The sequence below is a fragment of the Pseudomonas vlassakiae genome (genome assembly GCF_014269035.2).
Classification (GTDB): Bacteria; Pseudomonadota; Gammaproteobacteria; order Pseudomonadales; family Pseudomonadaceae; genus Aquipseudomonas; species Aquipseudomonas vlassakiae.
Window position 1 is genome coordinate 1 of record NZ_JABWRP020000036.1, and the last position, 16,728, is coordinate 16,728.

The 16,728-nt window shown below is 63.3% G+C and carries 15 protein-coding genes and 1 pseudogene; 13 read left to right on the plus strand and 3 right to left on the minus strand.

Annotated elements, in window-relative coordinates:
- From HU738_RS25495 to HU738_RS25515, 5 genes and pseudogenes are all read left to right on the plus strand, one after another.
- Positions 1 to 1,302: pseudogene (locus tag HU738_RS25495) on the plus strand (hypothetical protein); the annotation flags it as partial.
- A complete protein-coding gene (locus HU738_RS26090) occupies positions 1,302 to 2,108 on the plus strand; it encodes a DUF6708 domain-containing protein (RefSeq protein ID WP_225923537.1) in 807 nt (268 codons plus the stop codon). The pseudogene HU738_RS25495 and the gene HU738_RS26090, both read left to right, overlap by 1 nt.
- 292 nt (positions 2,109 to 2,400) lie before the next feature.
- The gene (locus HU738_RS25505) at positions 2,401 to 2,652 is read left to right on the plus strand and encodes a hypothetical protein (protein ID WP_186604969.1); all 252 of its coding nucleotides are present in this window, start codon (positions 2,401 to 2,403) and stop codon (positions 2,650 to 2,652) included.
- 78 nt (positions 2,653 to 2,730) lie between these two features.
- On the plus strand, positions 2,731 to 3,114 hold the full coding sequence (locus HU738_RS25510; protein WP_176510242.1) for a VOC family protein: 384 nt from the start codon (positions 2,731 to 2,733) through the stop codon (positions 3,112 to 3,114).
- A gap of 105 nt (positions 3,115 to 3,219) precedes the next feature.
- Positions 3,220 to 3,939 (plus strand): TorF family putative porin, encoded by a 720-nt coding sequence (locus HU738_RS25515; RefSeq protein ID WP_186604967.1) that lies wholly within the window; start codon positions 3,220 to 3,222, stop codon positions 3,937 to 3,939.
- Positions 3,940 to 3,966: 27 nt separating this feature from the next.
- Here HU738_RS25515 and HU738_RS25520 read toward each other — a convergent pair whose 3' ends face one another.
- Entirely contained in the window at positions 3,967 to 4,854 is an 888-nt protein-coding gene (locus HU738_RS25520) for a LysR family transcriptional regulator (protein ID WP_186604965.1), read from the minus strand.
- Positions 4,855 to 4,980: 126 nt separating this feature from the next.
- Here HU738_RS25520 and HU738_RS25525 point away from each other — a divergent pair, with 126 nt between their 5' ends.
- The 8 genes from HU738_RS25525 (at position 4,981) to dctM (ending at position 13,505) form a co-directional block, all read left to right on the plus strand.
- Entirely contained in the window at positions 4,981 to 5,820 is an 840-nt protein-coding gene (locus HU738_RS25525) for an HTD2 family dehydratase (RefSeq protein ID WP_186604963.1), read from the plus strand.
- A 20-nt stretch (positions 5,821 to 5,840) separates the two neighbouring features.
- Complete coding sequence (locus tag HU738_RS25530) at positions 5,841 to 7,004, plus strand: acyl-CoA dehydrogenase family protein (RefSeq protein WP_186604961.1); 1,164 nt, start codon at positions 5,841 to 5,843, stop codon at positions 7,002 to 7,004.
- 10 nt (positions 7,005 to 7,014) lie between these two features.
- Entirely contained in the window at positions 7,015 to 8,364 is a 1,350-nt protein-coding gene (locus HU738_RS25535) for an MmgE/PrpD family protein (RefSeq protein WP_186604959.1), read from the plus strand.
- Between the two features lie 18 nt (positions 8,365 to 8,382).
- On the plus strand, positions 8,383 to 9,582 hold the full coding sequence (locus HU738_RS25540) for a CaiB/BaiF CoA transferase family protein (protein ID WP_186604957.1): 1,200 nt from the start codon (positions 8,383 to 8,385) through the stop codon (positions 9,580 to 9,582).
- Complete coding sequence (locus HU738_RS25545; RefSeq protein ID WP_186604955.1) at positions 9,579 to 10,388, plus strand: HpcH/HpaI aldolase/citrate lyase family protein; 810 nt, start codon at positions 9,579 to 9,581, stop codon at positions 10,386 to 10,388. Before HU738_RS25540 ends, HU738_RS25545 begins: the two co-directional genes overlap by 4 nt.
- A 132-nt stretch (positions 10,389 to 10,520) precedes the next feature.
- Positions 10,521 to 11,519 carry a TRAP transporter substrate-binding protein gene (locus tag HU738_RS25550; protein WP_186604953.1) on the plus strand — a complete coding sequence of 333 codons (999 nt, stop codon included), beginning with the start codon at positions 10,521 to 10,523 and terminating at the stop codon, positions 11,517 to 11,519.
- A 70-nt stretch (positions 11,520 to 11,589) separates the two neighbouring features.
- Positions 11,590 to 12,222: a TRAP transporter small permease gene (locus HU738_RS25555; RefSeq protein WP_186604950.1), complete on the plus strand. Its 633-nt coding sequence runs from the start codon at positions 11,590 to 11,592 to the stop codon at positions 12,220 to 12,222.
- Positions 12,222 to 13,505: a C4-dicarboxylate TRAP transporter large permease protein DctM gene (gene dctM, locus HU738_RS25560; RefSeq protein WP_176509942.1), complete on the plus strand. Its 1,284-nt coding sequence runs from the start codon at positions 12,222 to 12,224 to the stop codon at positions 13,503 to 13,505. The genes HU738_RS25555 and dctM overlap by 1 nt, the downstream gene beginning before the upstream one ends.
- Before the next feature lie 135 nt (positions 13,506 to 13,640).
- On the opposite strand, the gene HU738_RS25565 is transcribed toward dctM, so the two are convergent.
- Positions 13,641 to 14,522 carry a LysR substrate-binding domain-containing protein gene (locus HU738_RS25565; RefSeq protein ID WP_176509941.1) on the minus strand — a complete coding sequence of 294 codons (882 nt, stop codon included), beginning with the start codon at positions 14,520 to 14,522 and terminating at the stop codon, positions 13,641 to 13,643.
- 65 nt (positions 14,523 to 14,587) lie between these two features.
- Positions 14,588 to 16,390, minus strand: coding sequence for a gamma-glutamyltransferase (gene ggt, locus HU738_RS25570; protein ID WP_186604948.1), 1,803 nt, complete (start codon positions 16,388 to 16,390; stop codon positions 14,588 to 14,590).
- Positions 16,391 to 16,728 lie beyond the last annotated feature (338 nt).

Here is a 16,728-nt window from a genome sequence, read left to right on the forward strand (position 1 = left end):
CTCAACGTCAACCAATTGAATGATGCAGCGAAGATGGCGTTGGTGGACATTACGGTTGCGGCGGGAACGCTGGAACTTGATGCGCGGAAAACACTGAATGGCATGAAGATCAGTGCGGGCCAAGCATCGCAATTGGTCCGCGACAGCTTTAGCGGGATACGGGGAACGGGAAAAGGCTGGGAGTTGCTGCTTTCGCTGGGAGGGCTTTATTTGACGAGCGACAGCCTTGGCAAGAACCTGAAGAAAGCAGAAGAAGAGATTGGTTCGAAGTCCCCTGAAGCCTTAGTGGCATTTTATGGCTCCAGCATTGGCATCGCTGGCAACAGCATAGAATTAATAGGGCTACTTATGCCCCACAAAACGAGCTCACCTAACAGCATCACTGTTGGCCGCACCATTGCCAGATTCGGGGCCACGATCAGCGCTGCCGCAGGCATCTTCGAATCTATTTATTTGATGATGGCTGCAAAACGCAAATACGATGATGGAGATGGTAAAGCTGCTCTTGGATACGGGTTCGCTGCAGCCTTGGCCATTGGCGGAGTTGCCAGTGCAATTCGAGCTGTATTCAGCCCGCTGTTAATTGGAGCGCTAGGCACCACAATAATTATAAGCACTATCACATACATGATTATCAAATGGGCTGAGAAGAAGGAGTCAACGCGACTGGAACAATGGGCTAACCGTTGCTACTTCGGAATCGCCAACGAATTACCTCGCATTCATTGGAGTTCACCAACCCATGCTGACATCGCGCTTGCCGAGTTAAATGCAGCCACCTTGGAACTGGACGGCGGGCTAGTGTTCAAAGCTGAACGAGCAGATAATGCAATCAGTTCAAAAATAGGCGGACTTGTTAACCTGGAAATAAAACGCAGCCTGAAATTTCAATTCACACTTCCACACTATTCCGAAGCAACCTCCGGATATCATTGGATACTCGTAATTCATCGATATGGCGATGGCATGGCGCCCGACTACGTCGGCGGAGAGGTAATCGTAGATGACCGCTTCTCGCCACCATTCCAGAAAACCAGAACCGCTAGATTTTCCTCGATGACAACTTCTAAAGTCTCCACAACGCCTGATTACCTAGCAGACTCTTTGTCAATCAAAAAGAGCCGTCGCAAAATCATTCAAAACGGAGACGAATACCACTCTGTGCATTTCAACGGGACCATTGAACTGACTTCAGACATTGGAAACCATAACATCACGGCGGCTACACTACTCATAGCTTATTGGCCAGACCGAAACATAGCGAATGCGTATGCCGAAATTGCAGTTCAGGGGGAGGCATAATGAGCGAACCCCATCGTGCCGTTGGCTGGAAATATGACCTACCTGCCACTCACGCTCCTAGCGTCGTGAAACCAGGCATAGCCAATTTGAATCCACCGCCGAATCATGTCGACGAGATTGCCATTGAAATACCCAGACCGCCTATGAAGCTCAGGGGCTTCTCCCTGATAACAGGAGCCATAACATTAATAGCAACGACATGCATAACAGCAGCGGCAATATACTATAATTTTTTTGTAGCAACCCGAGTCGACTTGGAATTCATAGCGCTTTTTTTAGCTGCCAACATAACGACAATCATGCTTTTAGTTCCTCATATCCGCATGGATATCGAACAACCTCGCGATGAGCCGATCCGCTTTAACAGGAAACGCCGAAAGGTCTATTTCTACCAATATAGAACTGATTTATTTCATCCATTCAGCATCAAGCGCTGGGGCATAAAACCCGTTGTTTACAACTGGGATGACCTTACCGCCGAAGCCTACCGCCTGTATGCACCCATGGGGTATGGCGGGTTAATGGAGAAAGTCATGATATCAATTTGCATGCCTGGTACAAACGAAGTAATAGATCGCGTGCTCTTCGCTGACAGTATAGAAGTGGGTGAGCAATATTGGGCAATCGTGAGGCTATTCATGCAGCAGGGGCCCGAAGCACTTCCCGATTTCGTCCACTCACCTTGGGACTGGAACGAGGGCATTCATTCCAACCCTTTCGATCAACGTGCCCCCAAAGTCCAATGGCCCGCCGAAATGGATTTGGAGTCCCGCACCGCCCCCACCTCCCCCAAAAAACAACGGTAAAAGCTGGGGTCCCCCGTCGGCCATTCCCGCACCCGTCCAATCCACGGCAAAACTGCCGTGGATGCCGGCGCCCCATATGGATAGGGCAGCTATGCGGCCCATGCCACGACATGTCAGTTCCCACAGTCTTCTCGCAAGCTTCGGCATCCAAAAAATCCCTGAGAAAGCATCAAGGCGAAGGACTTGCAGCAACCTCAATAGTCACTATCGACAACGCCAATTTCTACCCATCGCCATCAATCAATAACCTAGCCCCATCGATTCCCACCGCCCGAATCCTGGAGCTTCCCCGATGAACACCACGGCCCGCCTGCTGCTCGCTACCCTCACCGCCACCGCGATCGCCGTGCTCACCGGTTGCGCCAGCCACCCGGAACTGCGCCCTTACACCGCCGAGGAAACCCGCCAGCTGCAACTGGAATCCATCCAGCGCCAGGGCCTGTCGCTGGACGAGTACGAACTGCGCAAGCGCGTCATCGAGCGCTCCGCCAGCTCGCAAGCGATCACCGAAGTTGCCGAAGTTCAGCCTGGAATCAAAGGCTGAGTTGAAAGGCCGGCTCAGCGCTCTATCATGGCCTTGCCCGGACTGATCGCCTTCAGTCCCTGACACCGAGGCTGGCCAATGATCGATCACCTGGACCACCTGGTCCTCACCACCACCAATGTCGAAGCCTGCACCGATTTCTACACGCGCGTCTTGGGCATGCAGCTGGAAACCTTCGGCAATGACCGGCTGGCGCTGCGCTACGGCAAGCAGAAAATCAATATCCATGTACGCGGTCATGAGTTCGAGCCCAAGGCGCATCTGCCGGTACCTGGCGCGCTTGACCTGTGCTTCATCAGCAAGGTCGCCCTGGACCAGGTGATCGCTCACCTGCAGCAGGTGCAATGGCCCATCATCGAAGGCCCCGTTGCACGCACTGGCGCAACCGGCCCGATCCGCTCGGTGTACGTCCGTGACCCTGACCTGAATCTGATCGAGATCGCCGAACCGCTCGGGGTTTGAGCTGCCCTTGACCAATGGTCGAGAAATGGCCACCGCCGGTAGCCTCCTGGCGACCAACGCAGGTATCCTCGACCGCTCAAGAGCAAGCCTTCCAGGACGGTGACCATGACCAGGCCCCTTCTCTTGCTGACTGTTGCCCTTCTCTCGAGCCCGCCACTGCACGCTCAACAGATTCAGCGCCAATTGGGCGACTTCGACTTCAAGCTCGGCACCACGCCCTCACGCAGCATGGCCCAAGGGCTGATTTCGCCGAGTGCGGTGGGCGCCTTCCACGGCGGCCTCGACCTCAGCCACCCTAGCGGCTGGTACCTCGGCCAGTACGCGCCGAGCATGGGCGTGACCCCCGACTCCACCCTGCGCCTGGACAGCTACACCGGCTATAAACACCACTTCGACAGTACCCTGGGCTATGAAGTGGGCCTGATCCACTACAGCCAGCCGAGCATCGCCGGCCCTGACAGCTATGCCCTGTACGGCGGTATTTCGGTATTGGGGAGCCGTTTCGGCGGCGCCTGGCGAGACAACCCGGGCAACCGCACCGGCACGCTGTTCGCCGACTTCGGCCAGTTGCCGTTGTTCGATGTCGACCTGAGCGTCAAGCTCGCCCACCACCGCCTGGGCACGCCCTTTACGATCGGCGACGGCAGCCATGTCAACGGCTTTTCCGATTGGTCGCTGGAGCTGTCGCGGCCCTGGCTAGGCATCGACCTGAACCTTATCTACAGCAACTCCGACCTCAGCGGCAGCGGCTGCGACGCCTATGCCGGCATCAACACCTACTGCGAAAGCATGGTCACCCTGAAAGCCCAGCGCAGCTTCTTCTGATGTGGCCTCAGCATGCTCCCGGACGTATCAAGCCGCTGGCATCAACGTCGCAATCAACGCCCGCACCGTCCCCGGCAACGCCTCCAGCTCACGCACCAGGATGCTGCGCTCACGCACCGCCCAGGGTTCATCCAGGCTGATGGTCACCAGCTCCATGGTCTGGCTGTGCCGCAGCGCTGCCGACTCGGGGATGATGCCGATGCCTACCCCTGCCTCCACCAGCCGGCAGATCGCCTCGAAGCTCGACAGCTGGATACGCAGCGACAGGTTCAACCCCATGCGCTCCACATGGTCCCGCAGGAAGCTCAGCAAGGTGCTGCCGTCGTGCAGGCCGATGTGCTGGAAGTCCAGGGTCTGCTTAAGCGTCACCCGCTTGCGACCTGCCAGCTCATGACCCGCCGGGACGATCAGCACCAGGCGGTCGGTGCTGAAGTGCATCACCTGCAAGCCGCTGGCCTCCACCGGCCCGGCGATGATGCCCATGTCACTGCTGCCATCGAGCACACCGCGCACGATGTCCCGCGACAGGCGCTCCTGCAGGTCGACCGTCACGCCAGGGCGCTTGGCCAAGAAGCCGGCCAGCACTTCGGGCAAGAACTCGGTGACCGCAGTGGTGTTGGCGAAGATGCGGATATGCCCGGCAAGGTCGGTGCCGAACTGGGTGAACTCGGCTTTCAGGTAGTCGACCTGGCGCATGATCAGGCGCGCATGCATCAGCAGCTTGTGCCCCGCCGGGGTCAACTCGACACCGCGACTGTCGCGGTACAGCAGGCGTGTATCAAGCTGCGCCTCCAGCGCCTTGATCCGCGCACTGGCAGCGGCCGGCGAAAGAAACGCCCGGCGTGCGCCCTGGGTCAGGCTCGGCGATTCGCCGATATGGATGAAGAGCCGCAGGTCTGCCAGGTCGAAATGCATGGGGAGCTCCGGTCGAGGCGAAGGCGTTCAGCATACATGAACGCTGCCTTACACAAATGCAAATTCACAGAATGCCGGGCGCCTCGCATGATCGGCCCATAACAACAAATGCAGAGGCCCCTGGTTATGACTGCTTCCCACCCGCCCATCGACTACAGTGCCTGGATCGGCCGCACGGAAGAGGCCGTCGATGAGCTCAGCCGCAACCTGATCAAGCGCATCGCTGCCACCTTCGGCGAAACCGCCCCCGCCGTCGGCCAACCGCTGCCACCGCTGTGGATGTGGTGCTTCTTCCAGGAGCCAGTGGCCGAATCGCAACTGGGCGCGGACGGCCACCCGGCACGCGGCGGCTTCCTGCCTCCGGCCGACAACCGTAACCGCATGTGGGCAGGGGGCCGGGTCGAGTTCATCGCCCCGCTCAAGGTGGGCGCCGAAGCCCATCGCCTGTCGACCATCCTGCACATCGAGGAGAAGCACGGCCGTACCGGCGCGCTGCTGTTCGTCACCGTGCGCCACGACTACTCGCAACACGGCCAGCTGTGCGTGCGCGAAGAGCAGGACATCGTCTACCGCGAGCCCAACCCGCCCAAGCTCGACAGCGCTCCGGCCGACGCGCCGGCCGACTGGAGCGAAACAGTCACGCCGACGCCGACGCTGCTGTTCCGTTACTCCGCCGTGACCTTCAACGGCCACCGCATCCACTACGACTTCCCCTACGTCACTGAAACCGAAGGCTACGCCGGCCTGGTCGTGCACGGCCCGATGATCGCCACCTTGAACCTGCGTGCGTTCATCCGCGCCAACCCTGGCAAGCACGTGCGCCATTTTGCCTACCGCGGCGTGCGCCCGCTGACGGTACCGACCCCCTTCGAAGTGGCCGGGCGCATCAGCGCACCGGGCCAGGCCCAGCTGTGGGCCGGCAATGCGGCGGGCGTGGCGCAGAGCGCCGACGTGCTTTTCGACTGATACCAGACAGGGCCCCCCCCATGCATACGTACGACAGCGATGACCTCAACGCCATCCGCGAAGGCGTGCGCGCCTTGTGCGCCGAGTTCGACGCCAGCTACTGGCGCAAGATCGATGAAGAAAAAGGCTTCCCGGAAGCCTTCGTCAAGGCCATGACCGAGGCCGGCTGGCTGTCGGCGATGATCCCCGAAGCGTACGGCGGCTCGGGCCTGGGCCTGGCCGAGGCGTCGGTGATCCTCGAAGAGGTGAACGCGTGCGGTGGCAACTCCGGCACCGTGCACGGGCAGATGTACAACATGTTCACCCTGCTGCGCCACGGCAGCGAAGAACAGAAACGCCACTACCTGCCCAAGCTCGCCAGCGGCGAACTGCGCCTGCAGTCGATGGGCGTGACCGAACCCACCACCGGTACCGACACCACCAAGATCAAGACCACTGCCGTGCGCCAGGGCGACAAGTACGTGATCAATGGCCAGAAAGTATGGATATCGCGCATCCAGCACTCGGACCTGATGATCCTGCTGGCGCGCACCACGCCCTTGCCCCAGGTGCAGAAAAAGGCCGAGGGCATGTCGATCTTCCTCGTCGACCTGCGCGAAGCCATCGGTAACGGCCTGACCGTGCAACCGATCGCCAACATGGTCAACCACGAGACCAACGAGCTGTTCTTCGACAACCTCGAACTGCCGGCCAGCAGCCTGATCGGCGAGGAAGGCAAGGGTTTCCGCTACATCCTCGACGGCCTCAATGCCGAGCGCACCCTTATCGCCGCCGAGTGCATCGGCGATGGCCGCTGGTTCATCGAGAAGGCCAGCGCCTACGCCCGTGACCGCGTGGTGTTCGGCCGCCCGATCGGGCAGAACCAGGGCGTGCAATTCCCTATCGCCGAAGCCCATATCGAGATCGAGGCCGCCGACCTGATGCGCTGGCGCGCCTGCGCCGAGTACGACAGCGGGCAGAACGCCGGAGCCAGCGCCAACATGGCCAAGTACCTGGCGGCCAAAGCCTCGTGGGAGGCAGCCAATGCCTGCCTGCAGACCCACGGCGGCTTCGGCTTTGCCTGCGAATACGACGTCGAGCGCAAGTTCCGTGAAACCCGCCTGTACCAGGTGGCGCCAATTTCCACCAACCTGATCCTGTCCTACGTGGCCGAGCACCTGCTCGAGCTGCCACGCAGCTTCTGAGGGCACGCGCATGCAAGCTACCCAAGCCCTGGCGGGCTTCCTCGCCGACCTGCAGTACGCGCACATCCCCGGCCATGTGCTGGAGCGCACTGAAGAGCTGTTTCTCGACTGGCTCGGCTCGGCCCTGGCCAGCCAGGGTGCGCACCCGATCCCGCTGTTCGAGCGTTACGCCGAGCGCATGGGCCCCACCCAAGGCAGCGCCCGCGTGCTGACCAGCGGGCGCAGTTCATCGCCTTACTTCGCAGCCCTGGTCAACGGCGCCGCCTCGCACCTGGTGGAGCAGGACGACCTGCACAACAGCTCGGTGCTGCACCCGGCCACGGTGGTGTTCTCCGCCGTGCTGGCGGCGGCCCAGGACCTCGGCAAATCCGGCCAGGAGCTGCTGCTGGCCAGCGTCGCCGGCTATGAGGCGGGCATCCGTATCGGTGAGTTCCTCGGCCGTTCGCACTACCGCATCTTCCACACCACGGCCACCGTCGGCACCCTGGCCGCCGCCGTGGGCGTGGGCAAGCTGCTAGGCTTCGACAAGGAGCAGTTCATCAACCTGCTCGGCAGCGCCGGCACCCAGGCGGCCGGGTTGTGGGAGTTCCTCCGCGATGCGGCCGACTCCAAGCAGCTGCACACCGCCAAGGCCGCCGCCGATGGCCTGCTCGCAGCCTACCTGACCGCCGATGGCCTGACCGGCGCGTGCAATATTCTCGAAGGTGACCAGGGCCTGGCTGCCGGGATGTCCAGTGATGCCGACCCGGCGCGCCTGAACGACCGCCTGGGCACGCGCTGGGCGCTGGCGGAAACCTCGTTCAAGTTCCACGCCTCGTGCCGCCATACCCACCCCGCCGCCGATGCTCTGCTGCAGCTGATGCAACGCGAGGGCTTGACCCACGAGCAGATCGCCACGGTGGTCACCCGCGTGCACCAGGGCGCCATCGATGTGCTCGGCCGGGTCGTCACACCCACTACCGTGCACCAGGCCAAGTTTTCCATGGGCACCGTGCTCGGCCTGATCGCCGTGTACGGCAGCGCACAGCTCATCGAATTCCGCGACCTGGCGCTGAGCGACCCACAGGTCGCCAGTTTCCGCGACAAAGTGCAGATGCAGCTGGACCCTGAAGTGGATGCCGCCTATCCGGCCCGCTGGCTGGGCCGGGTCGAGGTCACCTGCACCGATGGCCGCCGCTTCAGCGCCAGCATCGACGAGCCCAAGGGCGACCCCGGCAACACCCTTTCGCGCCCTGAGCTGGAAGCCAAGTTCCAGCGCCTGCTGGCCTATTCCGGTGCCCGCAGCCCCGCCCAGGGCCAGGCACTGATCGAGCAGGTCTGGCAGCTGCGCGATGCGCGTTCGCTGACCGCTCTGCACTGATGACGAACAGGTGACTCCATGACCCAAACTGCACCTCGCCCGCTGGACGGCATCACCGTCGTCAGCCTGGAACATGCCATCGCCGCGCCCTTCTGCACCCGCCAGCTGGCCGACCTGGGCGCCCGCGTGATCAAGGTCGAACGCCCTGGCAGCGGCGACTTCGCCCGTGGCTACGACCAACGCGTCGACGGCCTGGCCTCGCACTTCGTGTGGACCAACCGCTCCAAGGAAAGCCTCACCCTCGACCTCAAGCAGCAAGCCGCCGACGGCATCCTCGACGCCCTGCTGGCCAAGGCCGATGTACTCGTGCAAAACCTCGCACCCGGCGCCGCCGCCCGCATGGGCCTGTCGTTCGACACCTTGCACCCGCGCTTCCCACGGCTGATCGTCTGCGACATTTCTGGCTACGGCGCAGGCGGCCCGTATGAAAACAAGAAGGCTTACGACCTGCTGATCCAGAGCGAGGGCGGTTTTTTGTCGGTGACGGGGGGCCCCGGCGATGGGGAACTGGCCAAGGCCGGCTGCTCGATCGCCGACATCGCCGCCGGCATGTATGCCTACACCGGGGTGCTGTCGGCGCTGCTGCTGCGTGACAAGACCGGCCTTGGCAGTCGTATCGACGTATCGATGCTGGAGAGCCTGGTGGAGTGGATGGGCTACCCGATGTACTACGCCTACAACGGCGCGCCTCCCCCCCCGCGTGCGGGCGCATCGCACTCGACCATCTACCCCTACGGGCCGTTCCCCACCGGCGGTGGCGGCACGATCATGCTCGGCCTGCAGAACGAACGGGAATGGGCGCTGTTCTGCGAAAAAGTCCTGCTCGACCCGGCGCTGGCCAGCGATGAGCGCTTCAACGCCAACTTCAAGCGCTCGGAAAACCGCGAGGTGCTGCGCCAGCTCATCGTCGAGCGCTTTGCCGCGCTGTCGCTCGACGAGGTAGTAGCGCGCCTGGAACACGCGCAGATTGCCAATGCCCGGGTCAACGACATGCACGGCGTGTGGCAGCACCCGCAACTGCAGGCCCGCGACCGCTGGCGTGAAGTGGACAGCCCGGCTGGCAAGCTGCCGTCGCTGCTGCCACCGGGGCGCAATGCCGCCTTCACCCCACGCATGGACGCCGTGCCGGCGCTGGGCCAGCACACCGCAGGCATTCTCGCCGAGCTGGGCCTGAGCGCCGAACAGCGTGCCAGCCTGGCCGCAGGAGGCGTGGTATGAACGCGGTACGCTCCGCCCTGTTCGTGCCCGGCAGCCGGCCTGAACGTTTCGCCAAGGCGCTGGCGGCGGGTGCCGATGTGGTGATCGTCGACTTCGAGGATGCCGTCGAGGAACCGCTGAAACAGCAGGCCCGCGACCACCTGGCGGCGTTCCTGCAGGTCACGCCGCAGGCCTCGGTATGGGTGCGGGTAAATGCACCGCAGCATCAGCAGCACGCCAGCGACCTGGCCTTCTGCGCGCAGCAGCGCGGGGTCGTCGGGCTGCTGTTGCCCAAGGTGGAAAACCCGGCTCAAGTCGCGCTGGCCTGGCGCGGCGGCAAGCCGGTGTGGCCAATCATCGAGAGCGCCAAGGGCCTGCTGGCACTGGCACAGATTGCCGCAGCCGAAGGCGTCGAGCGCTTGTCGTTCGGCAGCCTCGACCTGGCCCTGGACCTGGGGTTGAACACCGAGAGCGAGGCGGCCCGGCAGTTTCTCGACCAGGCACGCATGGCGGTGCAGTTGCATTCGCGGGGGGCCGACCTGCTGCCGCCGCTGGATGGGGTATTCCCGGCCATCGCCGATACGCAGGGGCTGCAGCGGGCCATGCGGCATGCCTATGACATGGGCTATGGCGGCGCCTTGTGCATTCATCCGCAGCAGGTGCCGGTGATTCATGCGGCGCTGGCGCCGAGTGCCGAAGAGCTGGCGTGGGCGCGGCGGGTGCTGGCGGCGAGCAAGGCGGCCAATGGCGCCGGGGCATTCCAGCTGGAAGGGCAGATGGTCGATGCGCCGGTGGTGTTGCGGGCGCAGCGGTTACTCAGCCAATAAAGAGGCCGGTACAGGTGACGGTGTTAAGCAAACCCGAACGCTGCCTTACACAAATGCTGATTCTCCACACGCAAGCCGTTGGTCCATCTTTACCCTCACTCCTCCTACAACAATAAATCAGAGGTGACACCGATGTTGAAGCTGACCCAGGCGCTGTTCTGCGCCGCCGCAGTGTCCATGGCCGGCCTGGCCCAGGCCGCCGACCCCATCGTCATCAAGTTCGCCCACGTGGTGGCCGACAGTACACCCAAGGGTCAGGGCGCGCTGATGTTCCAGAAAAGGGTCGCCGCCGACCCGCAGCTCAAGGACAAGGTCAAGGTCGAGGTCTACCCCAACTCGTCGCTGTTCGGCGATGGCAAGGAAATGGAAGCCCTGCTGCTTGGCGACGTGCAGATGCTGGCACCGTCGCTGGCCAAGTTCGAGCACTACAACAAGCAGGTGCAGATCTTCGACCTGCCGTTCCTGTTCAATGACCTGGCCGCCGTCGACCGCTTCCAGCAAGGCCCGCACGGCAAGGCGCTGCTGACCTCGATGGAAGACAAGGGCATCCGTGGCCTGGCCTATTGGCACAACGGCCTGAAACAACTGTCGGCGAACAAGAAGGTGATCCTGCCCAAGGATGCCCGGGGCCTGAAATTTCGCGTGCAGGCCTCCAGTGTGCTTGAAGAGCAGTTCAAGGCGATCCGCGCCAACCCGCGCAAGATGAGCTTCGCCGAGGTCTACCAGGGCCTGCAGACCGGCACCGTCAATGGCACCGAGAACACCTGGTCGAACTACGAGAGCCAGAAAGTCAACGAAGTGCAGCCCTTCTTCACCGAGACCAACCACGGCCTGATCGACTACATGGTGATCACCAACGCCAAATTCTGGAACAGCCTGCCTGAGGATGTGCGCGGCGAGCTGCAAGCGATCATGGACGAGGTCACCGTCGAGGTGAACAAGCAGGCCGAAGCGCTCAACCAGACGTCACGGCAGAAGATCATCGATGCCAAGACCAGCGAGATCGACCCGCTCACCGCCGAGCAACGCCAGCAATGGCGTGAGGCCATGCGCCCGGTCTGGGAGAAGTTCTCCGAGCAGATCGGCGCCGAGCTGATCAAGGCCGCCGACGACGCCAACAAGGCCTCCTGACCCTGCTTGCGCCCTGCCCCGGCCGCCTGCTGCGCAGGTGGCCCGTCCTGTCTCTGTCTGGAGAACCCCTATGCAATCGCTCAGGCGTGTCTGGGAGCACTTCGAGGAAGGCATGATCGCTTTCCTCCTGGCGGCCATGACCTTGGTGACCTTCCTCTACGTGGCGCTGAACAACCTCTACACGATGTTCTACTCCCTCAGTGATCACTGGGCCTTCGCCAGCGACCTGCTGCTCGGCATCGGCGACCACCTGATGGCCTATGCCCAGGACATGACCTGGAGCATCGCCCTGACCAAGGCCCTGTTCGGCTGGCTGATCTTCTTCGGTATCGCCTACGGCGTGCGCACCGCCGGCCACCTGGGGGTCGACGTGCTGGTACGGCGCACCGCCAAGCCGGTGCAACGGGTGCTGGCGATGGTCGCCTGCGCCTGCTGCCTGGCCTACGCCGGGTTGTTCCTGGTGGCCAGCGTCAAGTGGGTGAGCGCAGTGCTGGTGGCCGGCATCGGCGCCGAAGACCTCGACCGCTATGGCATCAAGGTCGGTCATATCGCGCTGATCGTGCCGTTGGGCTTCGCCCTGGTGATTGTCCGCTACCTGGAAATCCTCTACCGCCTGTTCACCCATCGCCAGTACGGCCTGGGCCTGGCCGACGAGGCTGCCGAAGCCAGCAAGCTGGCCAACCCCGGTGAGGAGCACCACTGATGACGGTTATCTGCCTGTTCCTGCTGCTGTTCGTGCTCATGTTCCTCGGCGTGCCGATCGCCATCGCCCTGGGCCTGTCGGGGGCGCTGTCGATCCTGATGTTCAGCCAGGACTCGCTCAGCTCGCTGGCGATCAAGCTCTTCGAGACCTCCGACAGCTACACCTTCCTGGCCATCCCGTTCTTCCTGCTGTCGGGTGCGTTCATGACCACCGGTGGCGTGGCCCAACGCCTGATCGACTTTGCCAACGCCTGCGTCGGGCATATCCGCGGCGGCCTGGCGATTGCCGCGGTGCTGGCGTGCATGCTGTTCGCTGCGCTGTCAGGGTCGTCGCCAGCCACCGTGGCCGCCGTCGGCTCGATTGCCGTGGCCGGCATGGTGCGCTCCGGCTACCCGCGCGAGTTCGGTGCCGGCATCATCTGCAACGCCGGCACCCTGGGCATCCTGATCCCACCGTCGATCGTCATGGTGGTGTACTCGGCGGCCACCGAGACTTCGGTGGGCAAGCTGTTCATGGCCGGCGTGGTGCCAGGCATCCTGCTCGGCGTATTCCTGATGATCACCATCTACATCGTCGCCCGCATCAAAAAACTGCCGGCACAACCGCGAGCCAGCTTCGCCGAATGGCTGAGTACCGCCCGGCGCGCATTCTGGGGCCTGTTGCTGCTGGTGATCATCCTCGGCGGCATCTACAGCGGCATGTTCACCCCCACCGAAGCGGCGGCCGTGGCGGCGGTGTACTCGGCGTTCATCGCGCTGTTCGTCTACAAGGACATGCGCCTGCGTGACTGCCCGAAGGTGCTGCTGGAGTCGGGCCGGCTGACCATCATGCTGCTGTTCATCATCGCCAACGCCATGCTTTTCGCCCATGTGCTGACCACCGAGCAGATCCCCCAGCAGATCACCCAGTGGGTGATGTCCGAGGGGCTGACGCCGATCGGCTTCCTGATCATGGTCAACATCGTGCTGCTGGTGGCCGGCAGCTTCATGGAGCCATCGGCGATCATCCTGATCCTGGCGCCGATCTTTTTCCCGATCGCGATGAAACTGGGCATCGACCCGATTCACCTGGGTATCGTGATGGTGGTGAACATGGAGATCGGCCTGGTGCACCCGCCGGTGGGGCTGAACCTGTTCGTCACCTCGGCCGTGACCGGGCTGACCCTGGGGCAGACGATCCGCGCAGCGCTGCCGTGGCTGTCGATTTTGCTGCTGTTCCTGGTGCTGGTGACCTATGTGCCGTTCATCTCGCTGGCGCTGCCAGAGTGGTTGGGCATGCCGTAGCCATCGATTTGCAATGATGCTCCTGTGGGAGCGGGTTTACCTGCGAACACCGGCATGGCCGGTGCCATGCACCGCGGTGTCTTCTTCGCGGGTGAACCCGCACACACAGGGATTGTGCAAGCGTTGGAGCCTGAGTCAGATCCCGCCGCCGGCCAGCAGCTGCGACATCACCCCGGCCAGGTCCTTGACCATCACGTCCGCCGTCTGCTTGTGCACGATGACAATCTCGTAGCTGTCCACCTCCGGCAACCCTTGTGCCTGCCCCAGCACCCGGTGCTCCCCGGTTGCCGCTCGCGGTGGCAGCAGGCTGATGCCCATGCCGTCGGCCACCGCCGCCTGGATGCCGCTGAGGCTGGAACTGGTGAAGCTGATGCGCCAGCGCCGGCCCATGCCTTCGATGGCACTGATCATGTCCTCGCGGTACAGCCCGCGTGGCGGGAAGGTCACCAATGGAACCGGGTCGAGCTCGAACGCCGGCATGCGCGCACTGTCGATCCACTGCAGGCGCTCAGGCCAGCAGGCCACGCCCTCGCGGCTGTTGCGCCGCTGCTTGAGCAGCACCAGGTCGAGCTCGCCATTGTCGTAGGCCTGGCTGAGGTCGCGACACAGGCCGCTGGTGACTTCCAGCTTGACCTGCGGGTGCAGGCGGCTGAATGCCGACAGCGCGTTGGTGGTGCGCCCGCCGACAAAATCCTCGGGTACACCCAGACGCACGGTGACCCCGACCATTGCCCCAGCCAGGGCTTCGAGCATCTGGTCGTTCAGCGCCAGCATGTGCCGGGCATAACCGAGCAAGGTCTGCCCGGCGTCGGTCGGCAACACGTCACGGTTGCCGCGCACCAACAGGCGGTGGCCAACCATGTCTTCGAGGCGGCGCACTTTTTGGCTGATGGTCGACTGGGTCGAGTGCAGGCGTGCAGCGGCAGTGGTGAAGCTGCCGCAATCGGCCACTACGACAATCGCGCGCAACAGATCGAGGTCGAACAGGGCTCTATTCGATTTAACGCTGATGGACATCTTGGTATTCAACGGCTGAATGACAAGACTGACTTCTACCACGCTACTTCTGGCCCGGCAACGCGCTAGTCGCCCAGCGCCACACCTTCTCGCCGTGGATCGGCACCACCGGCCCAACCTTGGCCGCTGCGCTGGATGATCTGCAGGCCACTGGTCATGGTCATCGGCGTGACCTCATGGCCCCACGCAGCCAACTGGCGGATCAACGCCGGGCTGAACAGCCCGGCTTCCACTTCAGTGCCGGCATTGCGGCTGCCGAAGTTAGGCAGGCCGGCCGCCTGTTGCGGATCGAGATGCCAGTCCAGCAGGCCAATCAGCGCCTTGTTCACGTAGCCGATGATCTGCGAACCGCCAGGCGAACCGAGGCTCGCCACCAGTTCGCCGGAGGCACGCGAGAACACCATCGTTGGCGCCATCGCCGACAGCGGGCGCTTGCCGGGCTGCACCCGGTTGGCCACCGGCTTGCCATTCTCCGCAGGCAGGAACGAAAAGTCGGTCAGGTGGTTGTTCAGCAGGAAGCCACCGACCATCAGGTGCGAACCGAAGGCGGACTCCACCGACGTGGTCATGGCCAGGGCCTGCCCGCGGTCATCGACGGCAGACAGGTGCGAGGTGGAAATCCGCAGCGGCGAACGGTCGGGCGCCAGGGCCAGGTTGGCACCCTGCGGGGTGCCCGGGCGGGCGTGCTTCATGCTGTATTCGCCGACCTGCCGGGCGCGCTCGGCGAGGTAGGCCGGGTCGAGCAATGACTTGACCGGCACCGGCACATAATCGCTGTCGGCCAGGTACCGGGCACGGTCGGCGTAGGCCAGGCGCTCGGCTTCAGCCATCAGGTGCACGGCCTGCGGCGTGGGTTCGAGCCCTGCTACGGACGGCACCTGGCGTGGCGGCTGCAGGGCCAGGTCGCGTTGCGCCGAGGCCTGCTGCAGGGCGTCGAGGATGCCCAGGGTCTGCAACACGGTCACCCCGCCGGACGACGGCGGCGGCATGCCGCAGATGGTCCAGGCCTTGTATGGGCCACAGACCGGCTCGCGCTCCTTGGCCTGGTAACGCTGCAAATCCTCGAGTGACAACTGCCCGGCATTGGCGTGGTGACGCACTTGCGCCACCATGGCTTCGGCAATCTCCCCCCGGTAGAACGCCTCCACGCCCTGCTCTGCAATGCGTTCGAAGGTCTGCGCGAGTGCAGGGTTACGCAGGATCGTGCCGACCGCCAGCGGCTCGCCCCGGTCATCCAGGAAGTAGCGTGCCATGGCCGGCGAGCGGGCAATGAAGGGGTCGCCGGCCACCAGCGTATGCAGGCGTTCGGAAACCGCGAAACCATTGCGCGCCAGGGCGATGGCCGGCGCGAACAAGTCCTTCCACGGCAGTTTGCCGTGCTGGTCATGGGCCAGTTTCAGCGCCCGCAGCACGCCCGGCACGCCCACCGAGCGCCCGCCGATCTGCGCGGCACGAAACGGCATGGGCGAGCCATCCGCTTGCAGGAACAACCTTTCCGTCACCCCTGCCGGTGCAGCTTCGCGGCCGTCGAAGGCCTGCACGCGCTGGCCATCCCAATAGAGGATGAACGCGCCGCCACCAATGCCGCTGGACTGCGGCTCGACCAAGGTCAGCACCATCTGCATGGCGATCGCCGCATCGATGGCGCTGCCACCGGCCCGCAGCATTGCCCGCCCGGCTTCGCTGGCCAGCGGGTTGGCGGCCGCGACCATGTGCCGGCTGGCGTGCACCGGCTGCAGGCCACTGCGGTAGCCGGATGCCAGTTCAGGGGGGGTGGGCAGTGGCTGGTCGGCCCAGGTAGCGGTACTGGCGGTGACCAGGCACAGGGTGGTGATCAGAATGTTGAGGAGTGAGGGGTGGCGGGGCATTGGGTTGCGTCCTTTCGGGTGTTCGCCGAAAGGTATTCGGCGCCTGTTAGATCGAGCGCCGCCCGCGCGGCGCATCGCGGATAAATCCGCTCCTACATCTGTTTCGGGCCAATCTCTCCTGTGCCGCCAACAGGGACCGCCTTGGTGCATGACTGGAGGCATGTGGTGCAGCATTAGTGCCCGAGTTGCATCGCGATGGCAACAAGACGGTCACTGTTGGCTTTCACCGAGATGCATCGCCATGCCATCAAGGCGGTCCCTGTTGGCGGCACTGGAGAGATTGGCCCGAAACAGATGTAGGAGCGGATTTATCCGCGATGCGCCGCGCGGGCGGCGCG

Coding starts and splice junctions, on each gene's coding strand:
- HU738_RS26090 (WP_225923537.1), top strand. CDS start 1,302: ATGAGCGAACCCCATCGTGCCGTTGGCTGGAAATATGACCTACCTGCC.
- HU738_RS25505 (WP_186604969.1), top strand. CDS start 2,401: ATGAACACCACGGCCCGCCTGCTGCTCGCTACCCTCACCGCCACCGCG.
- HU738_RS25510 (WP_176510242.1), top strand. CDS start 2,731: ATGATCGATCACCTGGACCACCTGGTCCTCACCACCACCAATGTCGAA.
- HU738_RS25515 (WP_186604967.1), top strand. CDS start 3,220: ATGACCAGGCCCCTTCTCTTGCTGACTGTTGCCCTTCTCTCGAGCCCG.
- HU738_RS25520 (WP_186604965.1), bottom strand. CDS start 4,854: ATGCATTTCGACCTGGCAGACCTGCGGCTCTTCATCCATATCGGCGAA.
- HU738_RS25525 (WP_186604963.1), top strand. CDS start 4,981: ATGACTGCTTCCCACCCGCCCATCGACTACAGTGCCTGGATCGGCCGC.
- HU738_RS25530 (WP_186604961.1), top strand. CDS start 5,841: ATGCATACGTACGACAGCGATGACCTCAACGCCATCCGCGAAGGCGTG.
- HU738_RS25535 (WP_186604959.1), top strand. CDS start 7,015: ATGCAAGCTACCCAAGCCCTGGCGGGCTTCCTCGCCGACCTGCAGTAC.
- HU738_RS25540 (WP_186604957.1), top strand. CDS start 8,383: ATGACCCAAACTGCACCTCGCCCGCTGGACGGCATCACCGTCGTCAGC.
- HU738_RS25545 (WP_186604955.1), top strand. CDS start 9,579: ATGAACGCGGTACGCTCCGCCCTGTTCGTGCCCGGCAGCCGGCCTGAA.
- HU738_RS25550 (WP_186604953.1), top strand. CDS start 10,521: ATGTTGAAGCTGACCCAGGCGCTGTTCTGCGCCGCCGCAGTGTCCATG.
- HU738_RS25555 (WP_186604950.1), top strand. CDS start 11,590: ATGCAATCGCTCAGGCGTGTCTGGGAGCACTTCGAGGAAGGCATGATC.
- dctM (WP_176509942.1), top strand. CDS start 12,222: ATGACGGTTATCTGCCTGTTCCTGCTGCTGTTCGTGCTCATGTTCCTC.
- HU738_RS25565 (WP_176509941.1), bottom strand. CDS start 14,522: ATGTCCATCAGCGTTAAATCGAATAGAGCCCTGTTCGACCTCGATCTG.
- ggt (WP_186604948.1), bottom strand. CDS start 16,390: ATGCCCCGCCACCCCTCACTCCTCAACATTCTGATCACCACCCTGTGC.